Source organism: Phycisphaeraceae bacterium (assembly GCA_020851465.1).
Lineage (GTDB): Bacteria > Planctomycetota > Phycisphaerae > Phycisphaerales > Phycisphaeraceae > JADZCR01.
On record JADZCR010000010.1, the window covers coordinates 104,761 to 129,580 of the forward strand.

23 protein-coding genes are annotated in these 24,820 nt (G+C 62.9%); 10 read left to right on the top strand and 13 right to left on the bottom strand.

Annotation, left to right across the window (positions count from 1 at the left end; genetic code table 11):
• Positions 1-3 precede the first annotated feature (3 nt).
• The 3 genes from IT444_11350 to IT444_11360 all read right to left on the bottom strand — a co-directional run bounded on the left by IT444_11350 (position 4) and on the right by IT444_11360 (position 2,768).
• Positions 4-201, bottom strand: a complete 198-nt coding sequence (locus IT444_11350; protein MCC7193367.1) for a hypothetical protein — start codon at positions 199-201, stop codon at positions 4-6.
• Between the two features lie 195 nt (positions 202-396).
• Positions 397-2,211, bottom strand: a complete 1,815-nt coding sequence (locus IT444_11355) for a Mu-like prophage major head subunit gpT family protein (protein ID MCC7193368.1) — start codon at positions 2,209-2,211, stop codon at positions 397-399.
• Positions 2,211-2,768 (bottom strand): hypothetical protein, encoded by a 558-nt coding sequence (locus IT444_11360; GenBank protein MCC7193369.1) that lies wholly within the window; start codon positions 2,766-2,768, stop codon positions 2,211-2,213. Before IT444_11360 ends, IT444_11355 begins: the two co-directional genes overlap by 1 nt.
• Before the next feature lie 603 nt (positions 2,769-3,371).
• Between IT444_11360 and IT444_11365 the strand changes: the two genes are divergently transcribed.
• Entirely contained in the window at positions 3,372-4,340 is a 969-nt protein-coding gene (locus tag IT444_11365) for a hypothetical protein (protein MCC7193370.1), read from the top strand.
• A gap of 4 nt (positions 4,341-4,344) precedes the next feature.
• On the opposite strand, the gene IT444_11370 is transcribed toward IT444_11365, so the two are convergent.
• Positions 4,345-6,585 carry an N-6 DNA methylase gene (locus tag IT444_11370; GenBank protein MCC7193371.1) on the bottom strand — a complete coding sequence of 747 codons (2,241 nt, stop codon included), beginning with the start codon at positions 6,583-6,585 and terminating at the stop codon, positions 4,345-4,347.
• Positions 6,586-6,787: 202 nt separating this feature from the next.
• Here IT444_11370 and IT444_11375 point away from each other — a divergent pair, with 202 nt between their 5' ends.
• From IT444_11375 to IT444_11400, 6 genes are all read left to right on the top strand, one after another.
• On the top strand, positions 6,788-7,816 hold the full coding sequence (locus tag IT444_11375; GenBank protein MCC7193372.1) for a DUF5309 family protein: 1,029 nt from the start codon (positions 6,788-6,790) through the stop codon (positions 7,814-7,816).
• Positions 7,817-8,094: 278 nt separating this feature from the next.
• Positions 8,095-8,730 (top strand): hypothetical protein, encoded by a 636-nt coding sequence (locus IT444_11380; GenBank protein MCC7193373.1) that lies wholly within the window; start codon positions 8,095-8,097, stop codon positions 8,728-8,730.
• A gap of 78 nt (positions 8,731-8,808) precedes the next feature.
• Entirely contained in the window at positions 8,809-9,081 is a 273-nt protein-coding gene (locus tag IT444_11385; protein MCC7193374.1) for a hypothetical protein, read from the top strand.
• Positions 9,056-9,553: a hypothetical protein gene (locus tag IT444_11390; protein ID MCC7193375.1), complete on the top strand. Its 498-nt coding sequence runs from the start codon at positions 9,056-9,058 to the stop codon at positions 9,551-9,553. Before IT444_11385 ends, IT444_11390 begins: the two co-directional genes overlap by 26 nt.
• Positions 9,553-9,810, top strand: a complete 258-nt coding sequence (locus IT444_11395; protein MCC7193376.1) for a hypothetical protein — start codon at positions 9,553-9,555, stop codon at positions 9,808-9,810. The genes IT444_11390 and IT444_11395 overlap by 1 nt, the downstream gene beginning before the upstream one ends.
• A gap of 56 nt (positions 9,811-9,866) precedes the next feature.
• Positions 9,867-10,391 (top strand): hypothetical protein, encoded by a 525-nt coding sequence (locus IT444_11400; protein ID MCC7193377.1) that lies wholly within the window; start codon positions 9,867-9,869, stop codon positions 10,389-10,391.
• A gap of 14 nt (positions 10,392-10,405) precedes the next feature.
• Here IT444_11400 and glmM read toward each other — a convergent pair whose 3' ends face one another.
• Positions 10,406-11,812, bottom strand: coding sequence for a phosphoglucosamine mutase (gene glmM / locus IT444_11405; protein ID MCC7193378.1), 1,407 nt, complete (start codon positions 11,810-11,812; stop codon positions 10,406-10,408).
• A gap of 201 nt (positions 11,813-12,013) precedes the next feature.
• Between glmM and IT444_11410 the strand changes: the two genes are divergently transcribed.
• Positions 12,014-13,402, top strand: a complete 1,389-nt coding sequence (locus IT444_11410) for a hypothetical protein (GenBank protein ID MCC7193379.1) — start codon at positions 12,014-12,016, stop codon at positions 13,400-13,402.
• A gap of 12 nt (positions 13,403-13,414) precedes the next feature.
• On the opposite strand, the gene IT444_11415 is transcribed toward IT444_11410, so the two are convergent.
• Positions 13,415-14,107 carry an HAD family phosphatase gene (locus IT444_11415; GenBank protein ID MCC7193380.1) on the bottom strand — a complete coding sequence of 231 codons (693 nt, stop codon included), beginning with the start codon at positions 14,105-14,107 and terminating at the stop codon, positions 13,415-13,417.
• A 70-nt stretch (positions 14,108-14,177) separates the two neighbouring features.
• On the opposite strand from IT444_11415, the gene IT444_11420 reads away from it, so the two are divergent.
• Entirely contained in the window at positions 14,178-15,410 is a 1,233-nt protein-coding gene (locus IT444_11420; GenBank protein MCC7193381.1) for a molybdopterin molybdotransferase MoeA, read from the top strand.
• Between the two features lie 29 nt (positions 15,411-15,439).
• On the opposite strand, the gene IT444_11425 is transcribed toward IT444_11420, so the two are convergent.
• From IT444_11425 to IT444_11455, 7 genes are all read right to left on the bottom strand, one after another.
• Positions 15,440-16,510 (bottom strand): exo-alpha-sialidase, encoded by a 1,071-nt coding sequence (locus IT444_11425; protein ID MCC7193382.1) that lies wholly within the window; start codon positions 16,508-16,510, stop codon positions 15,440-15,442.
• A 210-nt stretch (positions 16,511-16,720) separates the two neighbouring features.
• A complete protein-coding gene (locus tag IT444_11430) occupies positions 16,721-17,410 on the bottom strand; it encodes a prepilin-type N-terminal cleavage/methylation domain-containing protein (protein MCC7193383.1) in 690 nt (229 codons plus the stop codon).
• A gap of 47 nt (positions 17,411-17,457) precedes the next feature.
• Entirely contained in the window at positions 17,458-18,246 is a 789-nt protein-coding gene (locus tag IT444_11435) for a PEP-CTERM sorting domain-containing protein (GenBank protein ID MCC7193384.1), read from the bottom strand.
• A gap of 169 nt (positions 18,247-18,415) precedes the next feature.
• A complete protein-coding gene (locus IT444_11440; protein MCC7193385.1) occupies positions 18,416-19,489 on the bottom strand; it encodes a LacI family DNA-binding transcriptional regulator in 1,074 nt (357 codons plus the stop codon).
• A gap of 199 nt (positions 19,490-19,688) precedes the next feature.
• Entirely contained in the window at positions 19,689-21,008 is a 1,320-nt protein-coding gene (locus IT444_11445; GenBank protein ID MCC7193386.1) for a glycoside hydrolase family 32 protein, read from the bottom strand.
• Entirely contained in the window at positions 21,005-21,994 is a 990-nt protein-coding gene (locus IT444_11450) for a creatininase family protein (protein ID MCC7193387.1), read from the bottom strand. The genes IT444_11445 and IT444_11450 overlap by 4 nt, the downstream gene beginning before the upstream one ends.
• 84 nt (positions 21,995-22,078) lie before the next feature.
• Positions 22,079-23,233 carry a mandelate racemase/muconate lactonizing enzyme family protein gene (locus IT444_11455; protein ID MCC7193388.1) on the bottom strand — a complete coding sequence of 385 codons (1,155 nt, stop codon included), beginning with the start codon at positions 23,231-23,233 and terminating at the stop codon, positions 22,079-22,081.
• A gap of 358 nt (positions 23,234-23,591) precedes the next feature.
• On the opposite strand from IT444_11455, the gene IT444_11460 reads away from it, so the two are divergent.
• The coding region (locus IT444_11460; GenBank protein MCC7193389.1) for an autotransporter-associated beta strand repeat-containing protein at positions 23,592-24,820 on the top strand (1,229 nt) is incomplete at its 3' end.

The following is a 24,820-nucleotide window of genomic DNA, read 5'->3' on the forward strand; positions in this document are numbered from 1 at the left end:
GATTCAGTTCCTCGCCGCGATGGTCGCCAGCTGCTCGCGCTGCAGTTGTTCTTGTTCTTCCTCCCACAGTTCCAGCAGCAGGTCCGCCAGCGCGTCGATGCGCTCGTTCCACCGCTCCTGGGACTCCGGCGTCGGCTCGGCGGGCCGGACGGTGAAGGTGAACTTGCCGACGCGTTCGGGCGCGTCCTGCGCGAGAATCATGACCATCTCCAGTTCGACATGCAGGCATAGCGCCCGCGTTTCCCTGCCCGCCAGGGGCACGAGGGATCGATGGTTCGGTGGGATGGTTCGCTGATTGGATCGGTGGGTGGTTGGTTCAGTTGATCAATTTGCTCAACCGGCACAGGGAAAGGGGCGGGAGGTCATGGACACCCTCCCGCCCCTCGAACAGGAGACCTATGCCGTTCCCTTGCTCCGGACGCCCGCCCTGGGATCAACCAGCGCGGAACCGAAGTCGTGGTAGACGCGCCAGTGCGCGGCGAGCGTGTTGATGTTGGCTTCGAGGCCCTGGTACTCGATGGTCGGATTCTGCTGGCCATTCAAGAACGCGACCACCATCACCGTCGCCGCCGGAGGGGCGAACAGATACCAGTGGGCGTTGCTGGCCAGGTTGCCGAACTTGGTGGTGTTGGCCAGGCGCGGCTCGACCTCCAGCTTCACCACGTTCCGCAGCGAATTGCCGGTGGGCAGGTTCACCGCCGCCTGAATGTACTCCGACTCGAGCAACGCCCGAGCCAGCGTCTCCAGCGCCGGAGGCACCAGCAGGACCGCCGGACGCAGGTCCAGGTCGTTCCCCTCTTCATCCTTCTGGCCGAGCATCGCCTTGATGGCGTTGGCCAGGGAGTCGAAATTGAGGGCCGAATCGACGCCGGAGATGTAGTTCCCATTGCCCGCGCCGAAGAAATTGTTGGCGTTGGCCAGCAGCACCGAGAACACCAGGTCGTTGAGCTTCCGCATCGCCGCCTTACCCATCGCGGCCGAGGCTTCGGCGAAGACGCCCAGGTCGTCGTTGATGAGGTCGCGGCGGTCGATGCCCAGCAGCTTGCCGTAGGTGTCGATCTTGTAGCTGGCGGTCCACTCGCCGACGCGCCCATGTTTCAGTTCACCGCCCGGGGCCACCTGCTCCAAGCCGCCCGTGAACGAGGGCCTGATGGTGGTGTTGGTCTTGAAGTCGGCCACCGACCGGATCGCCGCGAACGAGCGCCACGTCGCGGGCGCTTCGGCGTAGGCATCCAGCAGGTTCTTGTTGGCCAGGTCGCCCAGCGCCGTCGGCAGCGACATGGTGGACAACGCCGCCTTCACCATCGCCTCGCGGTTGTTGGGCACATCCATGCCCTCCGCGACCAGGGCCATGCGGCACAGATCCAGCGAGTGCGTGATGCCCAGGCGGTGGGCCTGCTCGAGCACATCGGGTTTGAGGTGTTTCTCGGCCACCTGGCCCAGGCCCATGCGGAAGGCGAAGGCCGCCTCGATCACCTCGGCGCTGGCCACGGGCGCGTAGGTGTTCACGAAGGGCGGCTTCGGACGCGAGGCCCGCAGCACCTCCAACTCCGTCTTCGTCGCGTCCCACCCCTCCGACACCGCCTTGGCGGCGATCTCGGGGTTCTTGGTGGTCAACTTCATGATCGCGGACACGCGCGTGCGCTCGGCGGCAAGAACATCATCTTCACCACCGTCGATCGCGCCCTTGCTGGCGGCGATGGACACGGCGGTGTTCCGATCGGCGGCGACCGCCGTGATCGAAACCTCCCGCAGCACCCCGCGCTTCACCAGCACCATGCCTCCGGCCGGGGCGGTGATGTTCTGGCCGTTGACGGAGATCTTCTCACCGCCGCCGACGCGCACATGCTCCACCGGCTCCAGGCCGACCGAGGCCCCGAAGCGGAATCCGCCCCGGGCCAGTTCGATCACCTTGCGGGCGGCGTCGGTCGCCTCGGCGATGCTGCCGGTGACGAACAACTTCCCATCCCGCACCGCCGGGGTGCCGTGGCCGACGATCCCGCCGAGGGTCGAATCGTGATCGACCAGTAGCGGAATGGTGTCACCGGCCTGGATGCCGGAAAGGTCAACGGCCAGCGGACCCCAGCCCGTGATCCTCATGATCGCGCCGGAGTAGGCCAGGACTGACACGGTCGGCTGCTTGCGTTCCGCCGCCTCGATGGTGACCTCCGTGGAGGCCAGGATGATGTCGTTGTGGATCGTCGTGTTCATTACCGCACCTCCTGCAGCTGCTGCTGGAACTCGGCGTTGTCGTGGTTCACGGAGAACCACTCCTTGGCCTGCTCCAGGTCGATGGGGGTGTAGGCCGGGTCGGCGATCCCGCCGCAGCGGATGGCGGCGGTCAACTCCTCGGGGCTGACGCCCACCGCCTCGGCCGCCTTCCGGCGACGGGTGTCCAGGACATGCCGCAGGCCTTCGCGCTCCTCGGCGTAGCTGATCCCGTCGTTCTTCCGCCGCAGCGCGAGACCACTGAAGCGGTTGGCCGCGACCAGCGTCTCGGCGACCCGATCCACGTCAGCGGCGTGCAGGACGTAGTTCCTACCGATCCGCTGCAGCGATTCCAGGTCGCAGAACAGCGCGAAGTTGTCCTCGTTGACGTTCAGCCCGCGCGACTTGAGTTCGGCGATGGCACCGGCCACGGAGACCGGGTAGCGCCGCTCCCAGGCCCGCTGAAAGCCCTCCTCGTCGTGGGGGAACGCCGCCCGCAGCTGGCGCTCCTGCTCGACATCCCAATCCGTTCTCGAACCGATGAAACTTGGCAGAGGCATCTGCATCTCCTTGTGCTTGTGGCCCGGGGCGTCCGGCCCCACGCCTATTAGTCGATTACCCGGCTGTCGGGCGATTTGTCGGTGAAATCACCGGTTTCGCGCTCGACGACCCCTTCCTTCACTACCTACCCGCACCGCGGCCCAGGTGTCCGGCGATTCCGCGATGCTTCCCTCCCTTTGTTACCTATGCCGTTCGCAGGCCCGCGTCCCGCGCCTGTTCATCAATTACCCGGCCGAGCGACGAACTGGCGGCGACATCGCGCGACAGGCCTGCGGGCGGCATCGCGATCCTCCACTGTTGTCTTTTCGTGGAATCCGGCCGAGTTGAACACGGAAGCTCAGATTTTCTCCTGACGAAGGTCCACGGCGTGACGCCGACCTGGCGGTCGCCACTTGCCATGCATCGACAAGCGGCGCGGAACTTTGAGGGGGAAACGGAGATTTTCCGGCCAGACGATGAAATCAGGTCTACCGGTAGAACGTCGCAGCAGAAATGCGCCGACCAGGGCCCAAGTCCAGCGGCGCGGCGTACTCGGTCATGTTGTGTGGCAAACATCACCGTGATACGCTTCCTCGGTTCTTCGCGACCGAGGTTCACCGCCCATGGCAAAAGCAAAGATCCCAGAGCAGGTTGCCCCATTCCCAGAGGTGCCAGCACGGGCAGTAACCATCGATGCCCTTGCTTCGCGCTATGCTGGAGCCACTCCAGAGGCCCTGTTTGCTGTCCTGTGCCCTCTGCTGATTCCAATCGACACGCTTGACCGCACAATCCAGAAGCTGCCAGGCCAAGGCCACTTCCGGGCTTCATTCACGGTCAGGATCACGCCCGAGAACCGGGTTGTTCTACAGCGAGGCCGCACCGGGAAGTTTGTGCCGGCTGCCTATGTCCAGGGCACCGGGGTTTGGCGCGAGATATGTAAGGGTCGGATCATCGACGTCGATGCCGCCGCAGGCGTGGCCCATGGTGAGGTCTACACCGGGGACAATAACCGCAAGGCGCTCGAGTTGGCTCTCAGGGAACTGGATACCACATCGCATCTGGAGATCGACCAGTACGGTGCTTCAGCCAAGGTACTGAGCGGCTTGGCGGAATACTTCTTCGTTGAGCACGCCCTGGAAGAAGGGTTCACTGTTCGCCGCATGTCCGAAGACATGGCCCGCCATCTGGGTGCGTACAATAACTACGACTTTGAGGTCGAAAAGAATGGAGTTACCAAGCGCATCGAGGTGAAATCGATCTGGGGCACCGATACGGCATGTGCGCGGCTCATCCACAGCACCACTACACCACCCAAGGGCGAACCTGCGACCTGGACCGAGAAACAGCGGCAGAATTTCTACCCTACGAGCAGCTGCAAGTTCATCACGCAAGACATCTTCGCCGTAAGCCTGTTCTTGCGAACGGGAAACATCAGGGACTTTGCATTTGCGCGATCTGTTCCGAGAGATGAGAAGCCGTATGGATTACCCCGCTGCGTCGAGTATCCAGAGCATGTGCATCAGAATCCGCCATGCCAGATTGGAAATGGGTCGTGGTTCGCGACCTTATCCGAAGTGTGGAACCTTGAATGATCATTCACGCACCGGTCTCGGCCGCTACCGCAGCGTCGAAATCGCGCTCTAGGTCGGCGACCTGATGACGAGCCCGAGTCACTCGTTCGGCCAGCGAACCTAGTTTCTCCATTGCCGGTGGCTTCAGCGGCAGAACAACCTTCGGAAGACAAGCCTCGTCGAAGGCTGGGTACGCTATGCCGATGTTGTTGCGGAGCAGTTGGAGGTTGACAAAATCCATCTGGAGAACGCGAGCCAAGACAAGAGAGTGCACCTGCTTCGGACGCAGCACTGCGATCCCCGTCGAGCAAACCGCACCATCGAGCCACGGAGGGACAATGCCGATGGCCTTCCGTTCCGGCCGCACGGTCGAAATCAGCACATCACCCGCCGCGACGAGTTTCCTCGCTCGGCTCGGAGCGTTCTTGCACGGCACTCGGCTGGAGCGAACCGAGGCCGATGTCCCATCAATGTCGGAAATTTCAATGTACTCGAACTCTCCATCACCAAACCGCGAAGGGTTGGTGCGATCATTTACGAGGTCGGCGAAGTCCCCGAGCATCGTAGCTTTCCCATCCTTCGCCTGGAGTTGGTCCATGACGAGATCGGAGAGCCCCGCGTGAAAGGTTGCATCCCACCGGGGTTCGTCTGAGTCAAAGGACCGATAGCGCCCCAAGACGGGGGTCTGTTGACCAGTGGCTTCCTTCAACACGGCATCCAGATCGTTGCGATCTGTCCTCATTCGCACACGCTGTGAGCCCCGTTTTGACACATCAAAACCGATATCCTGACAGATCGCGAAATACACCTTCGGTGTGGCCGTACCACCAACCTTCTTGCGGAGATGCAGGATGGAGGTTTTCGTGTTCGTCCCGGCGGCGGCGAACGTCACAGGCGGGAGCGATATCACGCTGATAAGGTCGATGTCGGCGGCTAGGCCGCGACGCAATGAAGCAAAGATGCCCTGGTTCGTGAGGATACTGTCTGGCACCACCGCCACGAGTACTCCCCCCGGCGCGAGCCAGTCCATGTATCGCTCCATGAAAAGTATCTCACTGTCGATGGTTGAAGCGGAGCCGTTTGCCCAAAGGCGGGCGACCCGAAACGCCCCTACGTCCGAACGGTCAAACTCAGCACCAAAGGGTGGATTGGTCAGGATGAGAGCGGCGCGTCCCTGAAGGTCATCCATCGTGCGACCTTCGTTCCCGTGACGTGCAAGTGCGTTGGCGAGGTGCAGGTTGACCGTCGGCGCGCCGAACATTGCCAGATTTGTCAGCGCCAAGCGGATCATGCGTTCGCTCTTATCGACCCCGACCAACACCTTCGTCATAGTTCTTGCGATCCACTTCGGTAACACCTGCGCTCCGTGATGTTCGCGCATTCGCCCGTAGAGCACGCGCATGGTCTCGGCCAGGAATGACCCAACGCCGCATGACGGATCGAGGATAACTGGCGCAGCACCGCCAGCTTCAGGATCACAGATCAGACGCATCTGTTCAGAAGGCATTGAGTGGAGCCCCAGCCTAACCATGAACCGCACCACTTCTGGTGGGGTCAGATATTGGCCCAGTTCCTTCTCGTCGGAGAATGAATCAACTAGAAACTGTCCAAATGTGTCGTTGACAAGGTCGGCGCTCCCCGCATCGCGCATCTGACGCATGATCTCGGGCGACGCGAGGCGACCAAAGCAGTCAATGAGGCTGTTGGCCAAGGCATGTTCATTGTCCCTCAATCGAAGATGAAAGTCTGCGGGTGTCACCTCGTGTGCCAGCGAAACCGGCAGGTGGAGTCTGAACACCCCTTCGACGAAAGCGCGTAGCGATGGTGCCGCGCTTGGGCCGCCCAGCAGATCTCTGTTGATGCCTGGTCCCCCTGTGTCAATGGATATAACGTGCGCGAACAGCAGCTTGGCAACTTCGTCGAGCGCCTCGTGACGTGAGGAAAGCCGGCCCGTGCTGTGGAGTACCTCTCGAACCTGCCTCAATGTCGCAGAAAGCGCCATACGGACTGTTGATTCGGCACCACCTGCGGCTGGCAAGAATAGGGAAGGCTGTGCATCATCTGGTACTAGCCCACGTTTGATCGCCAATGAACGTATCTGCCGTTCGACGTCCGGTTGGGGCCTGCTGCGTCCGCCAAGCCAACGAGCCAAACTGGATTCCGAGGCACCGAGCCTGGCGGCAATCATGGCGCGCCCGCCCTCTTCCGATGCAACCAGGGCGGCCAGAACCTCACTTATGGACATGCTCGTGTTCTTCGTATTCATGCCAGATATACTACACGGCGTGTAAGGCTTCTGCAATCATCTTTGGTGCATGGTTTCGAGATGACCATCCAGATTCCCTGCGGCGACGATCTCCCTCGGAGCCGGGTAGACCCGAACGCCCACATCCACCTTACGCTGAGACCCTGTGGCGATGGATCATTGTCGCACGACGAGAATCTGGTTTTCGTGCCAGGTAAACGTGGTGCGTTCCAGACGGGGAAGCTTCTCGGACGAGCTGCTGCCGGCGGGGGACGCGATCAACGACGCGACCTACACCAACGCCACGACGGACACCTCGTTTGTCGTGGACAACGGCTCGCGCTTCCGCGTCGGCGATCAGATCCAGGTCGCCAATTCGCGTGAGGTGATGCTGGTCACGGGTGTTTCGACCAACACGCTGACGGTGGTGCGCGGTTACGGCGGGACGACCGCTGAGCCGCTGGCCGACAACAAGGCCCTGCGCATTCTGGGAAATGCTGCGCTGGAAGGCGACGACCGCCCGGCGACACGCTTCACCAACCGCGCACGCAAGAGCAACTACACCCAGATCTTCACCGCGGCGGTGGAGGTTTCCGGGTCGCAGTTGGCGGCCAAACAGATCGCGGTCGGCGACGAACTCGACTACCAGAAAGCGGAACGGCTGCGCGAGCTGCTGCGCGATCTGGAGCAATGCGTGGTCAACGGCGTGGCGCCGGTCTCGACCCCCGAAGGCTCCGCCAGTGTGCGCCGCACGTTGCGCGGCATCATTCCGCATCTGGCGACCAACGTATTCGTCAACAACGCTGCGGGCTTTCCCGCAGGCACCGGCGGCTCAAACAACCAGCTCACCGAGGAGCAGATCAACACCGCGCTGCGATTCATCTGGGAGCAGAGTTCCGCCAAGATCGACACGATCGCCGTCAGCGGATTTCAGAAACGGCGCATCAATTCCTTCATCACCAGCAACCAGCGTTACACCGCGAGGCAGGAGAGTTTCAAAAATCTCGTGAGCAGTTACGAGAGCGACTTTGGCGTCTGCCGCGTGGTGCTGTCGCGCTGGGTGCCCGCCGACACGGTGCTGCTGCTCGACAGCTCGCGGATCGAGGTGCTGCCGCTGGCGGGCCGCAGCTTTCACTTCCGCAAGCAGGCGAGCACCGGTGACAGTGAGGTCGGCCAGGTGATCGGCGAGTACACGCTGGAAATGCGCAACGAGAACGCCCACGGCCTGATCCGCGGGCTGGCGACTTCCTGATCCTGGCCGGCTGCCGGAACCGGAGCGGCGCCCGGAGTGACTTGCGCCCCAGGGCCCGCCGGCATACGCCGCTTCGGTCCCGGACTGGCCGACCGTCGAAAGCTCTGCCTGCCGCCGCCGCGCGAGCTCGGTGTCTCACGCGGTCACTTCTCTCCCGTGTCCCTCCACGGCACACCGCCTCGCGTCCGGCTTAATCGTCGGACGCGGGATTCGTCCCGGTCATCACCTTTGGCCCGCCCTCCGTCATCGGACGGGGGCGGCAAATCACGGAGCCTTCCATGTTTTCCACCGATCGCGATCTGCTGGCGTATGAACCCTCGGTTTTTGCGGACGCCGCCTCGGTCGCCCTGGAACGCTGTCGCGCCAACGACGGCATCATCAGCGGGACGACGCTCAGCAGCGCGGCATCCGACTTTGCGGCGCAGGGGGTCGAGCCGAGCTGCGTGGTCGTCGCCGCCGACGTACCGCTCGAGGTCATTTCACGAACCGATGCGCACACGCTGGTCGTCTCAAAGCTGCGTCCCAACCGCGCCGACACGCCGACGCCTCCGACGGCCGGCATGGGGCTGGAAATCATCGTCCGCTCGTTCGCGCCGCAGGCAGCACTGGTTCACGATGCGCTGCTGCTGATGCTGGGGATCGATCCCGACGAGAGCGACGGCATGATCAACAAGGACATGATCGTCTCGCTTTCGGTGATGGCGCGACTGGAGACGCTGGGCACGCTGGAGCGGATTTACACCGGCGCGGTGGCGTTGACGGGAGACAACGGCGAGCTGTGGAAGAAGGCCTCGGAATATCACCGCCGCTTCGGGACGGCCTGCCGTTCCGCGCGGATTCGTCTGGACCTCGACGGTGACGGACGGGCCGACTTCACCCGCGAACTGGGCGTGTTGCGCTTCTGCCGCAGATAAAAACCCGACATCAACGCCCGCAACGGATCGCCCACACGCATCCGTCACGTCATCGAGCAAGCGCAAAGGAGATTTCTCATGCCTGCGGAAATGATGCAGCAACTGGCGCAGTTCGGCGTCGCGGGACTCATGGGCGTGCTCTGGGTCTGGGAGCGGCTGCACTCACGCAGACGCGAGGAGCAGCTCAGCGAGGCACACGAGCGGATTCTCTCCGAGCGGCAGGAGCTGCACGAAATGGTCGAGCTGGTGCGGCGGAACATCGGCGCCATCGAACGCTTCGAGCAGACCCAGACCCGGCTTCAACAACTTCTCGAAAGGATGCACGATGAAACGCGGAAACAGACGGCTTGACTGTTTGATGATCGCCGGAGGACTGGCGCTGGCGGCTTTCACCGGCTGCACCAGCCCGCCTTCGGTGGCTCCGCTGCTGCGGATCAGCGAGCAGGCGATGCGTGCGGAAGCGGAGAACCTCACCGCTGATGCCGCGAGAGATCGCGCCGGTCTGGATGCGGCGCGGGCGTCCATCGCTGACGGGTTCGATGCTGATCTGCGCGAACAGGCCGCCCCGACGACGGAGTGGATCCGTCAGGCGGCGGAAGTTTACGCGGCAGCGCGTGAGGAACTGATGCGGCAGGAACTGACCCTGGCGCAGCAGCGACAGACTCGCGCGGACAATCTCCGCGCCGCTGCACAGGCCCAGCACCGCGCGATTGAGCTGCTCGAACGGCAGGATCAGCTTCTGACCGAAATCACCGGCGCGGACCTGTGGCGTCTGCGCTTTGCCCGCCCTTCTTCCCTCCCCGCTACACAGGAGAACCGCTGATGGAAACGTCCTTCCTCCGTGATCTGGTGTCACTCCGCATCGGCCAGCGCTGGGAAAACTGGTCGCGCGCTCATCCGCATCTGGCGGCGGCGATCGACCGGGTACGCCTCATCGACTCGGTTATCACCAGCCTGCGAGAAGATCCGGAATTCATCCGGGCCATGGAACAGGCACAGGCGGATGAAAACAAGCTCCAGGCTGCGACGCAGTTGATCGCGCTGGCGGAGCGACTCATCGCGCGGTTTCTGCCCCTTTGAGCCTTCCTGACGACGAACCGCTTGCCCGGCGGCGACGGGCTGTTTAATCTTGATTCATGGCTCGTCATGTCCTGTCGCTCATTTTCGCGGCAATCCTCCTCACCGCCGTCACCGCGTGTGCCCAATGGAAAGGCGGTCCGTTCGCCAAGCTCGGCCGCGCCGTCTCATCCGATGAAGAATCGACGTGGGAGCCGCGCGTGGTGCGGCTGCGCGTCTATCCGTCATCGAGATTGGTGCAGGACGGCCAGACGACGCTGCTGGAGACGCGCATCGAACTGCTCGATGACATGGGCGATTCGCTCAAGGCGTCGGGGCACTACCACTTCGACCTGACGACGGCTCTGAAGTCGGGCGTGGTGGGATCGGGCGACCGCCTCTATTCGTGGGATGTGGCGGTGCTGACACGCAAGCAGCAGATTCAGTTTTACGATCCGATCACCCGTGCGTATCTGTTTCGCCTCAAGCTCGACGAGCCGGTGGACCCGCAGTTGGCCACGGTGCTGCGTCTGACGCTGACGAAAGCGGACGGCCAGCAATTGACGATCGAGACACCGCTGGCAGCGATGACCGGTGTCAAATAAACGGGCGGCTCTCTCTACTGCAACCCCAACGCGGCGCGGACCTGGGCGATGACATCGCGGGCGGCTGATTCCGCCGGTGCTTCGGCGATGATGCGCAGGATCGGCTCGGTGTTGCTCGGTCGGACATGAACCCACATGCCCGGCGCGGGAGATGGCCAGTCGATGCGCACGCCGTCCTGGGTGTCGATCTTTTCATCCGGCCAGCGACGGCGCAGCAGCGGGACCAGCTTTTCCGTCATGCCCGGCTGGATGTCGAGTTTTTCCTTGACGATGGCGTAGCGCGGGATGGTCGAGACGATGCGGCTGAGCGGCTCACCCCGGCGGGCGAGCAGTTCCAGGAGCAGCGCGATGCCGACGAGGCTGTCGCGGACGTGGATGACTTGGGGCCAGATCACGCCGCCGTTGCCTTCCCCCCCGATGAGCGATCCATGCCGGCGCATGGCTGCGGCGACGTTCGCCTCGCCGACGGGCGTGCGGAGGACCGTAGCGCCGGCGGCGGCGGCAATGTCATCAATCATGCGGCTGGTGGAGAGATTGGCAGCAACGGTACGCTTGCCCTGCTGAGGCTGACGCGACAAGAGGTGCATCGTCGCCAGCGCCAGCGTGTATTCTTCGCCGATGTACCGGCCCTGCTCATCGACCACCGCCAGTCGGTCAGCATCGGGATCCTGCGCCAAGCCGATGTCGCCCCGATGTTGCCGCACCGCATCGCTCAGACCGACGAGATTTTCCCGTGTCGGTTCAGGGTTATGGGGAAAGCGTCCGGTCGGCTGGGCGTAAAGATGAACCAGCTCGACGCCGAGTGCTTCGAGCATCATCGCGGTGGCGGTCCCGCCGGCGCCGTGAACGCTGTCGAGCACGACGCGCAGCCGCGGCGTGCGGCGGCGGATCGCTTCGACATCGATGTGACGGAGAATCCGATCGATGTGGACGCGATGGGTCGAGTCATCGTGAGCCAGCGTCGTCAGCGATTCCACCGGCGCGTATTGCACGTCGTCGTGTTGAAAGCGGGCGATGATGTCATTGGCCTGTTCCGGGGGCGGCGCGACGCCATCGCTGCGCAGGGCCTTGATGCCGTTCCAGATGATCGGGTTGTGACTGGCGGTGATGACCATGCCGCCATCGGCGCCCAGATGTTCCGCCATGATGGCGACGCCGGGCGTGGTGACGATCCCCAGAGTGGTGACGCGGCAGCCGACGGCGATGAGACCCGACGCGGCAGCCAGCTCGATCATCTGACCCGACGGCCGGCTGTCACGACCGAGGACCACGTGAGGGGCGGCCGATGCGCCGGCGGGCTGGCGGCTTTTGAGCCACTGGCCGAACGCCGCAGCGTACCGGGCGGCCACCGGTGGGGTCAGGGACCGCCCGATAAGTCCTCGTAAACCGCTTACACTCAGCATCAAAGGCGCATCATTCATGTCTTTTTTCCATCTGGTCGTTCAAGTTTTTCGGTCAAGGCGCGGCATGGTGATGAAGCGATTTTTTCGGTAATCGTGACCCCTGCCATTAAGCCGCGCCGGATGCTGGCCGATTTCAGATGCAGCATTCGCCCGAGGCCGCACCTGGGATTTTCATGTCCGGGGATCGGGTGTCATGCGGCAGAGGGGCCACCGGGATCAATGGAACGCATCCGTATCGGCAATCTCCAGCCGGGCAAAGTGTACGAGGAACCGCTGTTCTCCGTCACCGGCCAGAAACTGCTTAACGCCGGGGTCCAGCTCGGCGCGCAGCATATCGAAGTGATGCGTCGCCACGGCGAGCTGGAAGTCATCGTCGCCAAGGACGTGGATGAACTGGTGGCCGCGGGCATCGTCGATCAGTGCGACAGCTCCAAGCTCCAGGTCGGCCAGCAGACGAAAACCGGGCTGCTCACCAAGACCGGACAGGTTCTGGTCGAAGCGGGCGAAAAGATCGAAAGCCATCACATGGACGCGGTCGAGGCAGGCGGCGGCGCCTTCGCGTCCAAGGCTCAGGTACAGCAGCAACGCCGCGAACGCATCCTCATGGGTGACACGCTGGTCTGTGATCTCGACTCACGGCTCTCGGAAATTCCTTTGCGCGTGACCTCGGAAGCCAAGTCCGCATGGATCAAGCCCATTGACGCCTCGGACTGGCCGACGCCGGGCAAGCTCGGCGACCTGCGCGGTGACGCAGTGGAGACGCTCCGCAAACTCTACGCTCAGATCGAAGCGGGCATCACCGTGCCGCTGGAAGATTTTTCTCCGCTGGTGGCGGACTTGATCGAGCGGCTCTCGAAATACCCCTCGCGCTTCACTCAGCTCGCTCTGCTCTGTCCGCGCCGGAAGGATTACCTGCCCGATCACGCCTACACGGTGACGGTGCTGGCGATGGCGATCGCGGCGCAGCTCCGTTGGCCGATCGAAGCGGTGCGCGGCATCGGACAGGCGGGCATGATCTACGACCTGGGCATGCTGCTGGTGCCGGAGCGCGTGCGCACCGGCTCAAGCGAATTGACGGATATCGACCGCTCGCGCGTTCATCGGCATACGGTTTTTTCGCTGGCGATGATGCAGGCGGTGCAGAACGTGCCGCCGCTCCTCCAGCTCGCTTCACTCCAGCACCACGAGCGAGAGAACGGCTCAGGCTATCCGCGCGGCACGAGACGGGAGAACACCTGCGATTACGCCCGTGTGCTCGCCGTCGCCGACTCTTTCGCCGCTTCCACCGAGCCGCGTCAATATCGCAAGCCGAAGCTGCCCTACATCGCGATGGAGGAAATCATCCGCGCGACGACGGCGATGGCGTTCTGGAAACCGGCGGTGCGGGCACTGATTCAGGCGGCGGGACTTTTTCCCGTCGGCAGCTACGTGAAACTCTCCAACTCGAAAAACGCCCACGTCATCGCGTCGAATCCTACTTATCTCGACCGCCCCACCGTGCAGCCGCTGGCAGCCGACGGCCAGCCGGATGGCGACCCCGTGGACCTGGCGACTCTGCCGGTCAAGGAATTGAACGTGGTGCGACCGATTGCCACCGCCACCGGGTGAGATTCCGCTTCATCAGTCAAACCAGGCGCGGAGCTGCGCCAGCGACAGGCCCTCATAGCCGGGCAGGACTCGATGGGCACGGCTGAGTTTGTCCGCCGGGCCGGTCGTGGACAGGCCGATGGTCATCAGACCCGCGCCGCGAGCTGACTCGATTCCCGCGGCGGTGTCTTCGATGGCGAGACAATCCTCCGGCTCGATCTTCAGCGCGGGCCATCGTCGGGCGAGCGTATCCACCGCCATCGCGTAACTGGCCGGATCGGGCTTGGACCGTGCGACCTGATCGGCACTGACGATGGTGCCGAAGATCGCCCGCAGATCAATCCGGCGCAGGACCAGCTCGATGTCGCGCATCGTCGCTCCGCTGGCGATGGCGATGGGCAGCGTGCCCGACAAGCTGCGGATGAAATCCTCGACGCCGGCGATGGGTTCGATGCCTTCGTTGACGATCGCCTCGAACGCCTCCGCTTTTTCCTCGACCATCCGTGTCACCTGCGACTGGATTTCTGCGCTGCCCTTCTCGCCGGGCTTTTGTCCCAGCATCACGCGAAAGGCATCGCGGTCGTCGTAGCCGATGTAGCGTTCCATGTACTCGTCGTAGCTGAAGTTCACCCCGATGCTCTGGGCGACACGGAGAAAGGCGCGGTAGTGCAGCGGCTCGGAGTCAACGATCACGCCGTCGAAATCGAAAACGATCGCTTTAATCATGCGGGAAGTGTACCGTCTGTGATGCGACGCGGGTCCGCTGCGGATCGCGTGAATGCTCTAGAATGCGGGCGTGCCCCCACTGCCCACCTATGACGAAGCACTGGCGACGATCCTCCCGCATGCGCCCGGATTAAGGGACGAACGTGTCGCGCTGACTGACGCAGCGGGGCGCGTGCTGAGGCGGGATGTCTTCGCGGATCGGGACCAGCCGCCGTTCGATCGATCGGCGATGGACGGTTTTGCGGTCCGCAGTCAGGAAGCCGCTGCGTCCGGCGCGGATTTTCCGGTCGTCGGCGTGGTGGCGGCGGGAGGCGTAGCGGAAAGTTTCCAGAAGGAAATGCCTCGCGGAACGGTCCGACGGATCGCCACCGGCGCACCGCTGCCCGCCGGCGCCGATGCTGTCATCCCCATCGAGCAATCCGAAGTGACTGCGGAGGGCGGTCTGGAGCGGGTGCGCTTCAACGTCACCGCCGTCGCACCGTGGCAGAACGTCCACCGCCGCGCCAGCGACGCACAGGCGACGCAGATCGTGCTATCCGCAGGGACACGGCTGGGGCCGCAGCACATCGGCATCGCGGCTGCGGTCGGGGCCTCAGAGCTGGTCGTCGCACAACGGCCGCGCATCACGCTGCTGACGACCGGCGACGAGGTGCTGCCGCCGACGACAGCAACAAACGCGCTGGAGCCGCAGCAGATTCGCAATTCCAACGGGCCGATGCTCGCCGCGATGCTGGCGGCCATCGGCACGCCGCTGCTCCGTCACGAACACGTGCCCGATGACCCGGAAGTGATCCGAGCCGCAGCACGCGAGGCGCTGGCGCATTCGCATCTGGTGCTCACCGTCGGCGGTGTGAGCGTCGGACAGCGCGACTTCCTGCCCTGGGCGTGGCAGAACCTCGGACTGACCACGATCCTTCACGGCGTCAACATCCAGCCCGGCAAGCCGCTGCTGGCGGTACGCGACGACTGCAAGCTCGTCCTGGGCCTGCCCGGTAATCCGGTCAGCGTCCTTTGCGCAGCTCACATTTTCGCCTGGCCGGTGATCCGGCGAATGCTCGGCCAGCCCTGCGCTGAGCCGCCCTGGCGCACGCTTCCGCTGGCTGAAACAGCCAAGGCCTCCGGCAAGCGCGAGGTCTTCCGTGCAGCGACGGCGCTTTCCGACGGCTCGGTGCGCATCGTCAAGTGGCATGGCTCAGGCGATCTGATTCACACCGCATCGGCGGATGGATTCATCCGGCTTCCGCTGACGGATGAACCCGTGGCTGCGGGCACGCCGGTCCGTTTTCTGGACATGGCCCGATGACGCGAACAGCGCCGCAGGCTCCGCTGCGATCAGAGGTAGAGCCAGTCCACGTCGAAGATCGCAGCCTTGAGATCGATCAGATCGACATTCATGCGCCAGTCCTGCCGATAGGGGCAAGACCAGTAGGTCAGGATCGCCTGACCGTCTCCGAAAAACTGCAAATCAGGATTGCTGTACGCCCACGCGGGATCGACCTCAATGTTTTTCGGTTCACCCCACGATCGGCCCTGATCGCGCGAGACCGCCACCGTCAGGGGTGAGCGTTTGCCGTAGTGACTTCTGAAGGTCGGGTCGTATTCGCTGTTGTTCCAGACCATCACCAGATCGCCGGTGGATGGAATGCGCACGAGGTCGGGGCAGGACTCGGGCGCGTGCAGGCCGGTGGTCTGCGGCTTGGACCAGGTGAGGCCGGCGTCGGCGGAGGAGCAGGCGAACACGCTGCCGAGCTGCGTGCGCATGGCCATCATCAGCCGTCCGTCGCGCAGCTCCGCGACATGCGGCTCCATGCAGCCGCGCATCGGCAGCTTCACCCAGTTGCTTTGCCGCCAGGTGCGTCCCGCGTCGTCGCTGACAAAGGAGCCAGCCTGCATGTGTTCGCTGGGTGTCCAGGTTTCGCCGGCTTTTTGCATGTTCGGCAGGATGAGTCGGCCTCGATCCAGCACCACCAGCGAGCCGGCGCAGCAGGTCAGCGGCTGATGATCCCAGATCACCTCCGGCGGAGAAAAGGTCCGCCCCTCGTCACGCGAACGAGACAGGTATGCAGTCGTCGGCGAAGTCTTGCCCTGCTCCAGCACGTGATACGTGAAATAGGTGAAAAGGATTTCACCCTCGGCGGTTTTCGCAAGGCTGGGGCTGTACACGTTGCAGTTACCCGGCTGGGTTTCAACCAGCACGCGGTGATCGCCCCACGTCAGGCCGCCGTCGCGCGAGAGGATCGCGCTGAGCTGATTCGGCGCGTTGTCGTGACCGGCGAGATTGCTGGCGGTGTATTCCTGCCAGACCAGCAGGAGCGAGCCGTCTGTGAGTTCCACGGCGGTGGCTTCCGAATGGCGCGGAAACTCGGCGGTGGCCTTTCGGATGGTGATGATCTTCGGATTCATGGATGAACTACTCCAGGGTCCACACGTCACAGGAAACCAGCCGGGCTTCGCCGCCCTGTGCGAACAGCGCGATCCGGTCGCAACCCTCCGGCGGATAGGTGCGGAGCGTCAGCATAGCGACCAGATTAACGTGATCCGGATGGCTCTGGTTCTCGTGTCGTGTATCGGGATCGGCCCGTCAGTTGCAGCAGGCCGATCAATTGCAGACGCCTACTCTTCGCCGGGCCACCAGGCGAACTTGATGGTGCGGGTGACCGAGCCATTGTCCACGACCTCTTTGCGCAGCGACTGGGCCCGACCGTCCACGAACAGGTAGTTGCCGCTGTCGCCGTGACGGTCCTTTAGCATCGGCGGGCTTGCCGGGCCATACACGGTGAACTTTTCGTACCCCCAGCCCCAGTCTTCGTACGAGGTGCCGTAGGCAAATCGGGTCTCGGCCAAGAGGCAGGTGATTTCAGGATGAGGCATCGCGAGCAGCCGCATCGACGCGCTCGGATTCGATGGCCCGTTCTGGACAATCACGACTCGCAACCACGGATCGCCGTAGGGGAACCCGTAGTGCGTCTGGTAGTCAGGGGGAGGATTGCCCTGGAACCGGGGAGCCGATGGACACTGACGGAAGAAGTAGCGATCGCTCAGGTATGGGATGAACAGGGGGACGAGTTTCTGAGTCGTACTGACGCCCGCGTTCCAGGTGTAATAGGTCGGGAAGAATCCACGGTGGTCATCGAGGTACATATGAACAGTCAGGCCGAGTTGCCGCTCTTTGCTCAGGCACACCGTTCGCCGGGCGGCCTCGCGTGCCGCGGTCAATGCCGGCAATAGCAGCGCGATCAGCAGCGCAATGATGCTGATTACGACTAGAAGCTCGACGAGAGTAAACCCACGGCGGTGTCGCATGGCACAGCCCCATTGGAAGCGAAGCATCATCGGTCGAGCAGCATGCTTCATTGGGTTGGGCGTCGGCTTGAATTCCTGTTGCTGAACATCAGCAGGCCGGCCAGTCCCAGCAGCACTAGTCCGGCCGGTTCGGGAATGCTCTCCGTCTGGATCGTCAGCTCGGGACGGAACGCGGCGGTGCCGTGATTGGCGGAGGCAAGGCCGTAGCCGCTGTTGGTGTCGGCGGTATCATCCGGGTTGGCATCTGGGTTCAGCCGAAGGAATACGTAGCTGCCGCCGGCGTATCCGGGGTTGGCGGTGTAAAAGCTCTGCAGATACACAGCCAGCGCTGCGTCACCGCTCGCGTTGGTGTTCAGCCTCGTGTTGTTCGGGTAAACCGTGCTGGTAATCAGAAACTCGTCCTGAATCTTCACGTTACCCGGTGCTGCATCGGTGCCGGACTCGAGGTACTCGAGGATCGCAGTCGTGCTCGACTGGAAGCCGATACCCCATACATCGACGCCGAAGTCACCGCCGTCGCCTGCGCCAAGACTTACCGTCACCGTCGCGCCAAGGTCGGCGGTCGAGACGCTTTCGCCCGACGGCAGGACCGGCAGTGAGAAAATGTAAACGCCGTTGTAGCCCCGCGTGGACGTGCGAGCGCCGACAGCAACCGTCGTTGACGAACTGCTGTTAACGGTGATCGGCAGTCCGCTGCCGCTGCTGGGCTGGCGCATATCGTAATCGGCCGTATCGCTTGTGACGGTGAAGATCGCGGCCTGTGTCGCCGTCGCCAGACCGAGCACTGCGGCCGCTCCTAGTCGCGCCATCGTTGAATGGGAAGACGTGAGTCGCATGCGTGATTCTCCTCTCAAGAGTTCACTGAACCTTTTGGCCAACACAGCCACATTTCGTTTGTGCCATCGTTGTAGATCGAACCGATTGTCAGGCATCCGGGTCGGCATCTGACGCCTCGGTTGCGTTCGCCGCCGCGTGTATCCCTGAACTCCGGTCGCTCGGAAGGGTTCATGTGGACCCCCTTACGATCAGCCTGGGCTGAACAATGACCTGGCGTTCACTTGCCGGCAATACTTCGCCTTTCATCTGCATCATGAGCATGACCAGCAGGAGCGAGACGAGGCGCTCATTCTCGTGGTCGATCGTGGTCAGCTCAGGCTCCACGAAGCTTCCGATGCTGACGTTGTCGTACCCGACGATTGCGACATCGTGCGGCACAGCCAGGCCGCGACGACGCAGTTCCTTGATCATGGCGACCGCGATTGCATCATTGGAGGCCAGTACGGCGTCCGCGCGGCGATGGATGACCAGATCATCGACGATGCAGCTGATGTGCGGCGAAGCGATGTGCAGCGAGTCGGGGCTTGTCCAAGTCAGTTCCTCCTGAACCGGTTCGCCTGCGGCCGCAAGCGACTCCAGATAGCCTCGGTGCCGCTCCCGCATGGGAAAGCTGATCCCCTGGTCATCCAGCACGAGACCGATCCGCCGCCGGCCGCGAGCGCGGAGGTGAGCGAATGCCTGGGCGATGCCGTTGGCACGATCGGGTTGGACGTAGCAGGCGTCCATGATGCCCGAGGGCGGGTCCATGTACACGACGTGCTGGATGTTGCGGAGTCGCTGGGGGATGACCGTCGGCGGCGCGAGGGTGAGGTCATGCCTCATGCACAGGATGCCCTCGACATCGCGCGCCTGGAAGTCGTCCACGTACTCGTTGACGTGGTGCTCGTCGTGCAGGTAGCCGACCATCAGGCGGTATCCGTTTTCACGGGCCAGTCGCTCGATGGCGGAAAGGCGGCGGTAGTTGATCTCGACTTCGGCAGCGCCGATCAGAACGCCGATGATGCCGCTCTTGATTCCTTTCATCTGCTGGGCGGGGCGGAAGGGTCGGTATCCCATCTTTGCCGCCAAGTCGCGGATTCGCCGAGCGGTTCGCGGGCTGACGTGGAGTTGAACGGTTCCCGATCTGCCCAGAACAGCGGAGACGGTACGTTGAGACAGGCCCGCCCTGCGAGCGACATCGACCTGCCGGATTACCTGGGGCTTGCCACGTTTCATGGGACTGACGCCAGCAGCGATGGGCACGGAAACTTCTACGTAGAAATAGTACTACGCAAAACTATCCGCGTCAATAGATCGCGAGGCTGGCCAAGCGATATTTTTTAGAGCAACTTAACCCCACCAGCGTCACGTTAGGAACTTGTTCGGCGTGGTGTTTCCTCTCCGGCGCGGAAACTCGGCGGTGGCCTTTCGGATGGTGATGATCTTCGGATTCATGGATGAACTACTCCAGGGTCCACGCGTCACAGGAAATCAGCCGGGCTTCGCCGCCCTGTGCGAACAGCGCGATCCGGTCGCAACCCTCCGGCGGATAGGTGCGGAGCGTCAGGGCAGCGCGGCCGTTGGCGCAGACTTCGATCACCGAACGATCGACCACGACGCGCAGCTCCAGAGCTTCCTCGGCACCGAGGCGCAGCGGAGCGTCGCCGAGCATTCCCTCGTTGACGCGCAGCAGCGCGGGCGTCGAGATTCGCAGGTCGGGAGAAGCGCGCAGCAGCAGACCGACGCGACTAGCCGTACCGCAGAACATTTTGAGCTCGATGTCGAGCGATTCACCGCGGATGCCTTCCAGGGGTAACAGCGCGACGCCGTCTCCCAGCGTGCCGAACGCAGCAGGTCCGATGTGATGATGCGAGCGGCGCAGCGATTTCAACTCATCCACCGGTTGCATCCCCAGCGAGCCGTCGGGCCGTATCTCCAGAGAGCGCGCCAGCGCCTGCGTGCCGCACCAGCCGCCCGCCCTGACCTGCGCTGTCGTGCGCGGCTCACGAATCCATCCAAAGAGCAGTCGGCGGCCCCGGTCGTCGAGCGTGGTCTTGCCCGCGTAGTACCGCCCGCCATCGACGACACCCGTCATCTGCGGCGTGAAGCGGTGGTCGGCATAGCGGCCGGTCTGCCAGTAGTTCAACCCGCGCGAGGAAAGGAAAACATGGCGATCACCCAGCGGGAAAAAGTCGGGACACTCGAAATCAAAACCTGTCGCAGGCGTGCCCAGAAACAGCGGGTGCAGGTAACGCCAACTCGCCAGGTCGTCCGAGCGGTAGAGCAGTGCCGCCCCGCCCGCGCCGCCCGGCTGCTCGGAGCCGATGAGCATGTAGTACGCATCGCCCTCGCGCCAGACCTGCGGATCGCGGAAACACTCGCCGAAACCCGGCGGCGGCTCGGCGATCACCGGCTGCGGCGACTTGGTCCAGTGAACCAGATCATCGCTGGTCGCCACCGCCTGTGTCTGACGCAGCGGCGCGAACTGTGAAATCGCGGTGTAAAAAAGGTGAAACTGCTTAGGCCCGCGAATGACGCTGCCCGTCCAGCAACCCGCGGCGTCGATGGAGCCGGGAGTCGGTGACAACGCCACCGGCAGCATCTCCCAGCGCAGCAGGTCACGGCTGACGGCGTGCCCCCAGCACATCGCCCCCGGCTTGGGATCACCCGGAACGTGCTGGAAAAACAGGTGGTACTCACCGTTCCAGTAGAACGGCTTGGGGTCGTTCATCCATCCGTCAGCCACCAGATGAAACCGCGGGCGGTGAGGATCAAGCGTCATGATTTACCTGTTCGTCGATTGTTCACGTTTTTGCTCTGGCCGCGGTGTTGTTTAGCGCGGCTGGTTTTACCGTGGCCTTTTTTAACGAACGAGTCGTGGACATCACCTTTTTGAGTCGGTCTGGTTCCTGTCTGTCCCCAGGGCATGGGGAAGGTCGGCAAGGGGTCGTGATGATCGCCGCGCTTTGGTTTGACGCGGCGGCGGAACTCGGTGCAGAGCTGCGCCAGTTGACGCGAGGCTTCATCGAGCGCACGCTTGCCTTTTTCCTTCGTCGCCAGTGTCGCCTCGCCGAGCACGCCGCTGTCGGTGTAGCTGGCGGTCCAGGACACGGGCGTGCCGGGGCCGGCGGCAAAGAGATCGACCCATCGGAATGATGAGCGGTCACGGTGAAACTCGAGGTAGCCGTCGGCGATTTTGTCTTTGTGCACGCTCTCCTCATCGAGGTGGAGATAAAGCGAGGTCTCCAGTTCGCAGGCGTGGGCACACCCGCCGGGGAAGACGCTCTCGCGCCAGCCGGGCATGAAGTCCTTGTCAACGGTGAGCATCGACCACCAGTTGGTCGCCAGTGCTTCGGCGTCGGTTTCGAGGTTTACGCGCCTTGCTGCCAGGTCCATGTTCGGCGCGTTTGATCCGTGGCCGTTGAGATACACGATCTTTTTGAACCCGTGGTAGGCGAGGCTCTTGCCGATATCGACCATGAAGCGGATGAGCGTCTCATAGTGGATGTTGATCGTGCCGGGGAAATCCATCACATGGCCGGTGTACCCCTGACACTGCGTGGGCATCACGAGCACCTCGCGGGGGATGAGCCGCGCGGCGGCGTGCGCTACGGCGGTGACTTCGAGCATGTCCACATCCAGCGGCAGATGCGGGCCGTGCTGCTCGATCGAGCCGATGGGCACGATGACCACGGGCTGCTTTTTCACCGCGTCGTTGATCTGAGGCCAGGTCAATTTCTCATAACGCCAGGGTTCAGCCTTGGACATAGCGTTCCTTTGACTTTCGAGTGAGTTTCCCCATTGAACCATTCCCGCCGACGATTGCGCTGCACCGAGCGGAGCGATGGCGGGTTACAAAGCGGATTTTGTCAGTTTCATCCCGCCCGTGTGCTTGGCGATGCCGTCCTCATTCCATTTGAAGCCGAGTCCGGGGCCGTCGGGAATCGGCAGCAGACCGTCGGCATCCATCTTGAGAGGCTCGATGAACAGGTCCTCGACATAGGGTGCGGGTGTGATGTATTCGACCCAGCGTGCGTTGTTGGCCGCTGCGACCAACTGAAGATCGGCGGCCAGTCCGACGGCGGTGTTCCAGCCGTGCGGAACCATGAGAACGCTCTGGTCGTCGGCACACTGGCCGATGCGGTGTTGCTCGGTGATGCCGCCGACTTTCGTCACGTCCGGCTGGATGTAGTCCACGGCGCGGCGTTGAATCCACTCGATGAAACTCTGCCTGCGGGTGAGCACCTCGCCGCTGGTGATCGGCAGCGGAGCGTGCCGCGTGAGAGTGACGAAGCCTTCGATGTCATCGGGGCGTAACGCTTCCTCGAACCAGACGACGTCGTAATCGTCGAGCATCTGCGCGGTGCGGAGTGCCCACTTGTAGCCGTGAGGCCAGTAGGCGTCGGAACCGCCGGCATCAACCATCAGCTCGATCTCAGGGCCGATGGCGTCGCGAGCAGCCTTGACGATGGCCTCGTCGGTTTTGAAATCACGCCGACCAAACGGCCCCCAGCCGATCTTGAACGCGCGGAATCCCCGCGCCAGTCCTGCGCGGAGTCGATCACCCATCCGGGACGGCTCCGTCATGAGCATCGAGCCGTAGGGCTTGATCCGATCACGGTGACGGCCGCCCAGAAGACGGGAGACCGGCTGGCCGGTGACCTTACCAAAGATATCCCACAGCGCGATGTCGATGCCGGAGACAGCGTGGGTGATCGCCCCGCCGCGTCCCTGCCAGAAGGTCTGCTGATGGAGCGTCTCGCTGGTGGCAGCCGGGTCAAGCGCGCTGGCACCGATAAGAAAGGGCTTGATGACGTTGATCGAACCCTGCACGAGGGGCAGCGAAGTGAAGACGCTACCCAGACCCGTGACGCCGCCATCGGTGATGATTTCGACAAGGGTATGGAGGTTGGTACCCGACTCGATGAGTTTTTGATCCCACCCGCCTTCGGGAGTATGACCGACAAGCGGGAGGAGACGAATATCAGCGATTTTGAGCGATTTCATGGGATGGGGCAGAGTAGCGGCTGTGCGGACTGGCGGCAATGGGGACCAAGATATTCCGGGTATCTGGGACCGTGGCGGTCAGACCCGCGCGATGATTTACGGATGGCGGCTGCAACAGTACCTCACCTATTTACGGAACAAAATCAGCAACGATTTTGCTTTGTTTCTTGAGAGTTTGGCAGCATTTAACGCAAATCCCGCTTCCCACGCCTTTTCAGTGGCCAGTCCGCCTGGGTCGCAGATTGCGATTCGGGTGCTCAGGAGACAAAATTTCAGCTCTTCAACTGTTGTCAAGCTGCTTTTTGTAGGTTATCCTGTACCAATATAAGTACGTCACGTACTGGAAATGGAGAGAGACATGATGTTGCAAAGGCGAATGCCGTTCATTTGTGGCTTGGGGTTTGTTCTGATCGGCACGTCATCCCTGCAGGTCTTCGGAGCAGCAGCGACCTGGAATTCATCCAGCCCCGGTAACTGGAACAGTACATCCAACTGGAGTCCGAGCACCGTACCCAATGGTGCGGGCGATTCCGCGTCGTTCACCTCGAACATCACCGCCAATACCGTCATCACGCTCGACACCGACGTGACGCTGGGCAGCCTGCTGATGCGCGACGATGCTTTCGTCAACAGCGAAGGCTCGCACCAGTGGCAGATCACTGATTCGACCAACACCTACAAGCTGACCTTTGATAACAGCGGGAGCGACGCGACGATCTCGGCTGACAAGGGCGGTGCCGGTCCCCACCTGATCTCCGTGCCGATCGTGCTCGAGGACAACGTCGTTATCTCCGGGCTGGGGCGGGGCACCTCCAACTCGGTCCAGCTCAACCTCTCGGGCAACATCACCAGCGGCATAGGGAAGACCACCGGCCTGACGATCAATGCCGCCGTCGGACGGGCCGTCCGGCTTTCGGGCAGCAACAGCTACACCGGCACGACCGTCATCAACACGGGCGGCATCCTTTATCTCTCCAACGCCGACGCCAACATCCCCACGGCCGGCCTGAGCATGAATAACGGATCGCTGTCCATCAACCCCAGCGCAAACTTGTCGCGCGATATCACGCTAACGGGTACAGCGAACCGCTTCACCCCAGCCAATTTCGGCGGCACGGCCACCCTCTCCGGCGACATCACCGGCACGGGCGGTCTCACTGTGGCCAACATCGGCGGGGCGGCCAACACGACCATCATCCTTTCAGGCTCCAACGACTACCAGGGCGGCACCATCATCAACAACGGTACCGGGAAAATTACGCTGGGTGCAGCCGGCGCACTGCCCGACACCGGCACGGTGACGGTTTACGGAAATACCAGCGCTGGCAACACGCTCAACCTCAACAACATCAGCGAAACCATCGGCGCGCTGGCCAGCGCTCGGACCGGCGTAGGGATCCCAGCTTCGCTGGCCAAAGTCACACTGGGTACCGCCACGCTCACCACGGGTGATGCGACCGACACCACCTTCGAGGGCGTCATCTCCGGCACTGGCGGTAAACTGGTCAAGCAGGGTACCGGTTCCTTCACGCTCACCAACGACAACACCTACACCGGCGGCACCACCGTCAACAACGGCAAACTCAT

Coding starts and splice junctions, on each gene's coding strand:
- IT444_11350 (MCC7193367.1), bottom strand. CDS start 201: ATGATTCTCGCGCAGGACGCGCCCGAACGCGTCGGCAAGTTCACCTTC.
- IT444_11355 (MCC7193368.1), bottom strand. CDS start 2,211: ATGAACACGACGATCCACAACGACATCATCCTGGCCTCCACGGAGGTC.
- IT444_11360 (MCC7193369.1), bottom strand. CDS start 2,768: ATGCCTCTGCCAAGTTTCATCGGTTCGAGAACGGATTGGGATGTCGAG.
- IT444_11365 (MCC7193370.1), top strand. CDS start 3,372: ATGGCAAAAGCAAAGATCCCAGAGCAGGTTGCCCCATTCCCAGAGGTG.
- IT444_11370 (MCC7193371.1), bottom strand. CDS start 6,585: ATGAATACGAAGAACACGAGCATGTCCATAAGTGAGGTTCTGGCCGCC.
- IT444_11380 (MCC7193373.1), top strand. CDS start 8,095: ATGTTTTCCACCGATCGCGATCTGCTGGCGTATGAACCCTCGGTTTTT.
- IT444_11385 (MCC7193374.1), top strand. CDS start 8,809: ATGCCTGCGGAAATGATGCAGCAACTGGCGCAGTTCGGCGTCGCGGGA.
- IT444_11390 (MCC7193375.1), top strand. CDS start 9,056: ATGAAACGCGGAAACAGACGGCTTGACTGTTTGATGATCGCCGGAGGA.
- IT444_11395 (MCC7193376.1), top strand. CDS start 9,553: ATGGAAACGTCCTTCCTCCGTGATCTGGTGTCACTCCGCATCGGCCAG.
- IT444_11400 (MCC7193377.1), top strand. CDS start 9,867: ATGGCTCGTCATGTCCTGTCGCTCATTTTCGCGGCAATCCTCCTCACC.
- glmM (MCC7193378.1), bottom strand. CDS start 11,812: ATGAATGATGCGCCTTTGATGCTGAGTGTAAGCGGTTTACGAGGACTT.
- IT444_11410 (MCC7193379.1), top strand. CDS start 12,014: ATGGAACGCATCCGTATCGGCAATCTCCAGCCGGGCAAAGTGTACGAG.
- IT444_11415 (MCC7193380.1), bottom strand. CDS start 14,107: ATGATTAAAGCGATCGTTTTCGATTTCGACGGCGTGATCGTTGACTCC.
- IT444_11425 (MCC7193382.1), bottom strand. CDS start 16,510: ATGAATCCGAAGATCATCACCATCCGAAAGGCCACCGCCGAGTTTCCG.
- IT444_11430 (MCC7193383.1), bottom strand. CDS start 17,410: ATGCGACACCGCCGTGGGTTTACTCTCGTCGAGCTTCTAGTCGTAATC.
- IT444_11435 (MCC7193384.1), bottom strand. CDS start 18,246: ATGCGACTCACGTCTTCCCATTCAACGATGGCGCGACTAGGAGCGGCC.
- IT444_11445 (MCC7193386.1), bottom strand. CDS start 21,008: ATGACGCTTGATCCTCACCGCCCGCGGTTTCATCTGGTGGCTGACGGA.
- IT444_11450 (MCC7193387.1), bottom strand. CDS start 21,994: ATGTCCAAGGCTGAACCCTGGCGTTATGAGAAATTGACCTGGCCTCAG.
- IT444_11455 (MCC7193388.1), bottom strand. CDS start 23,233: ATGAAATCGCTCAAAATCGCTGATATTCGTCTCCTCCCGCTTGTCGGT.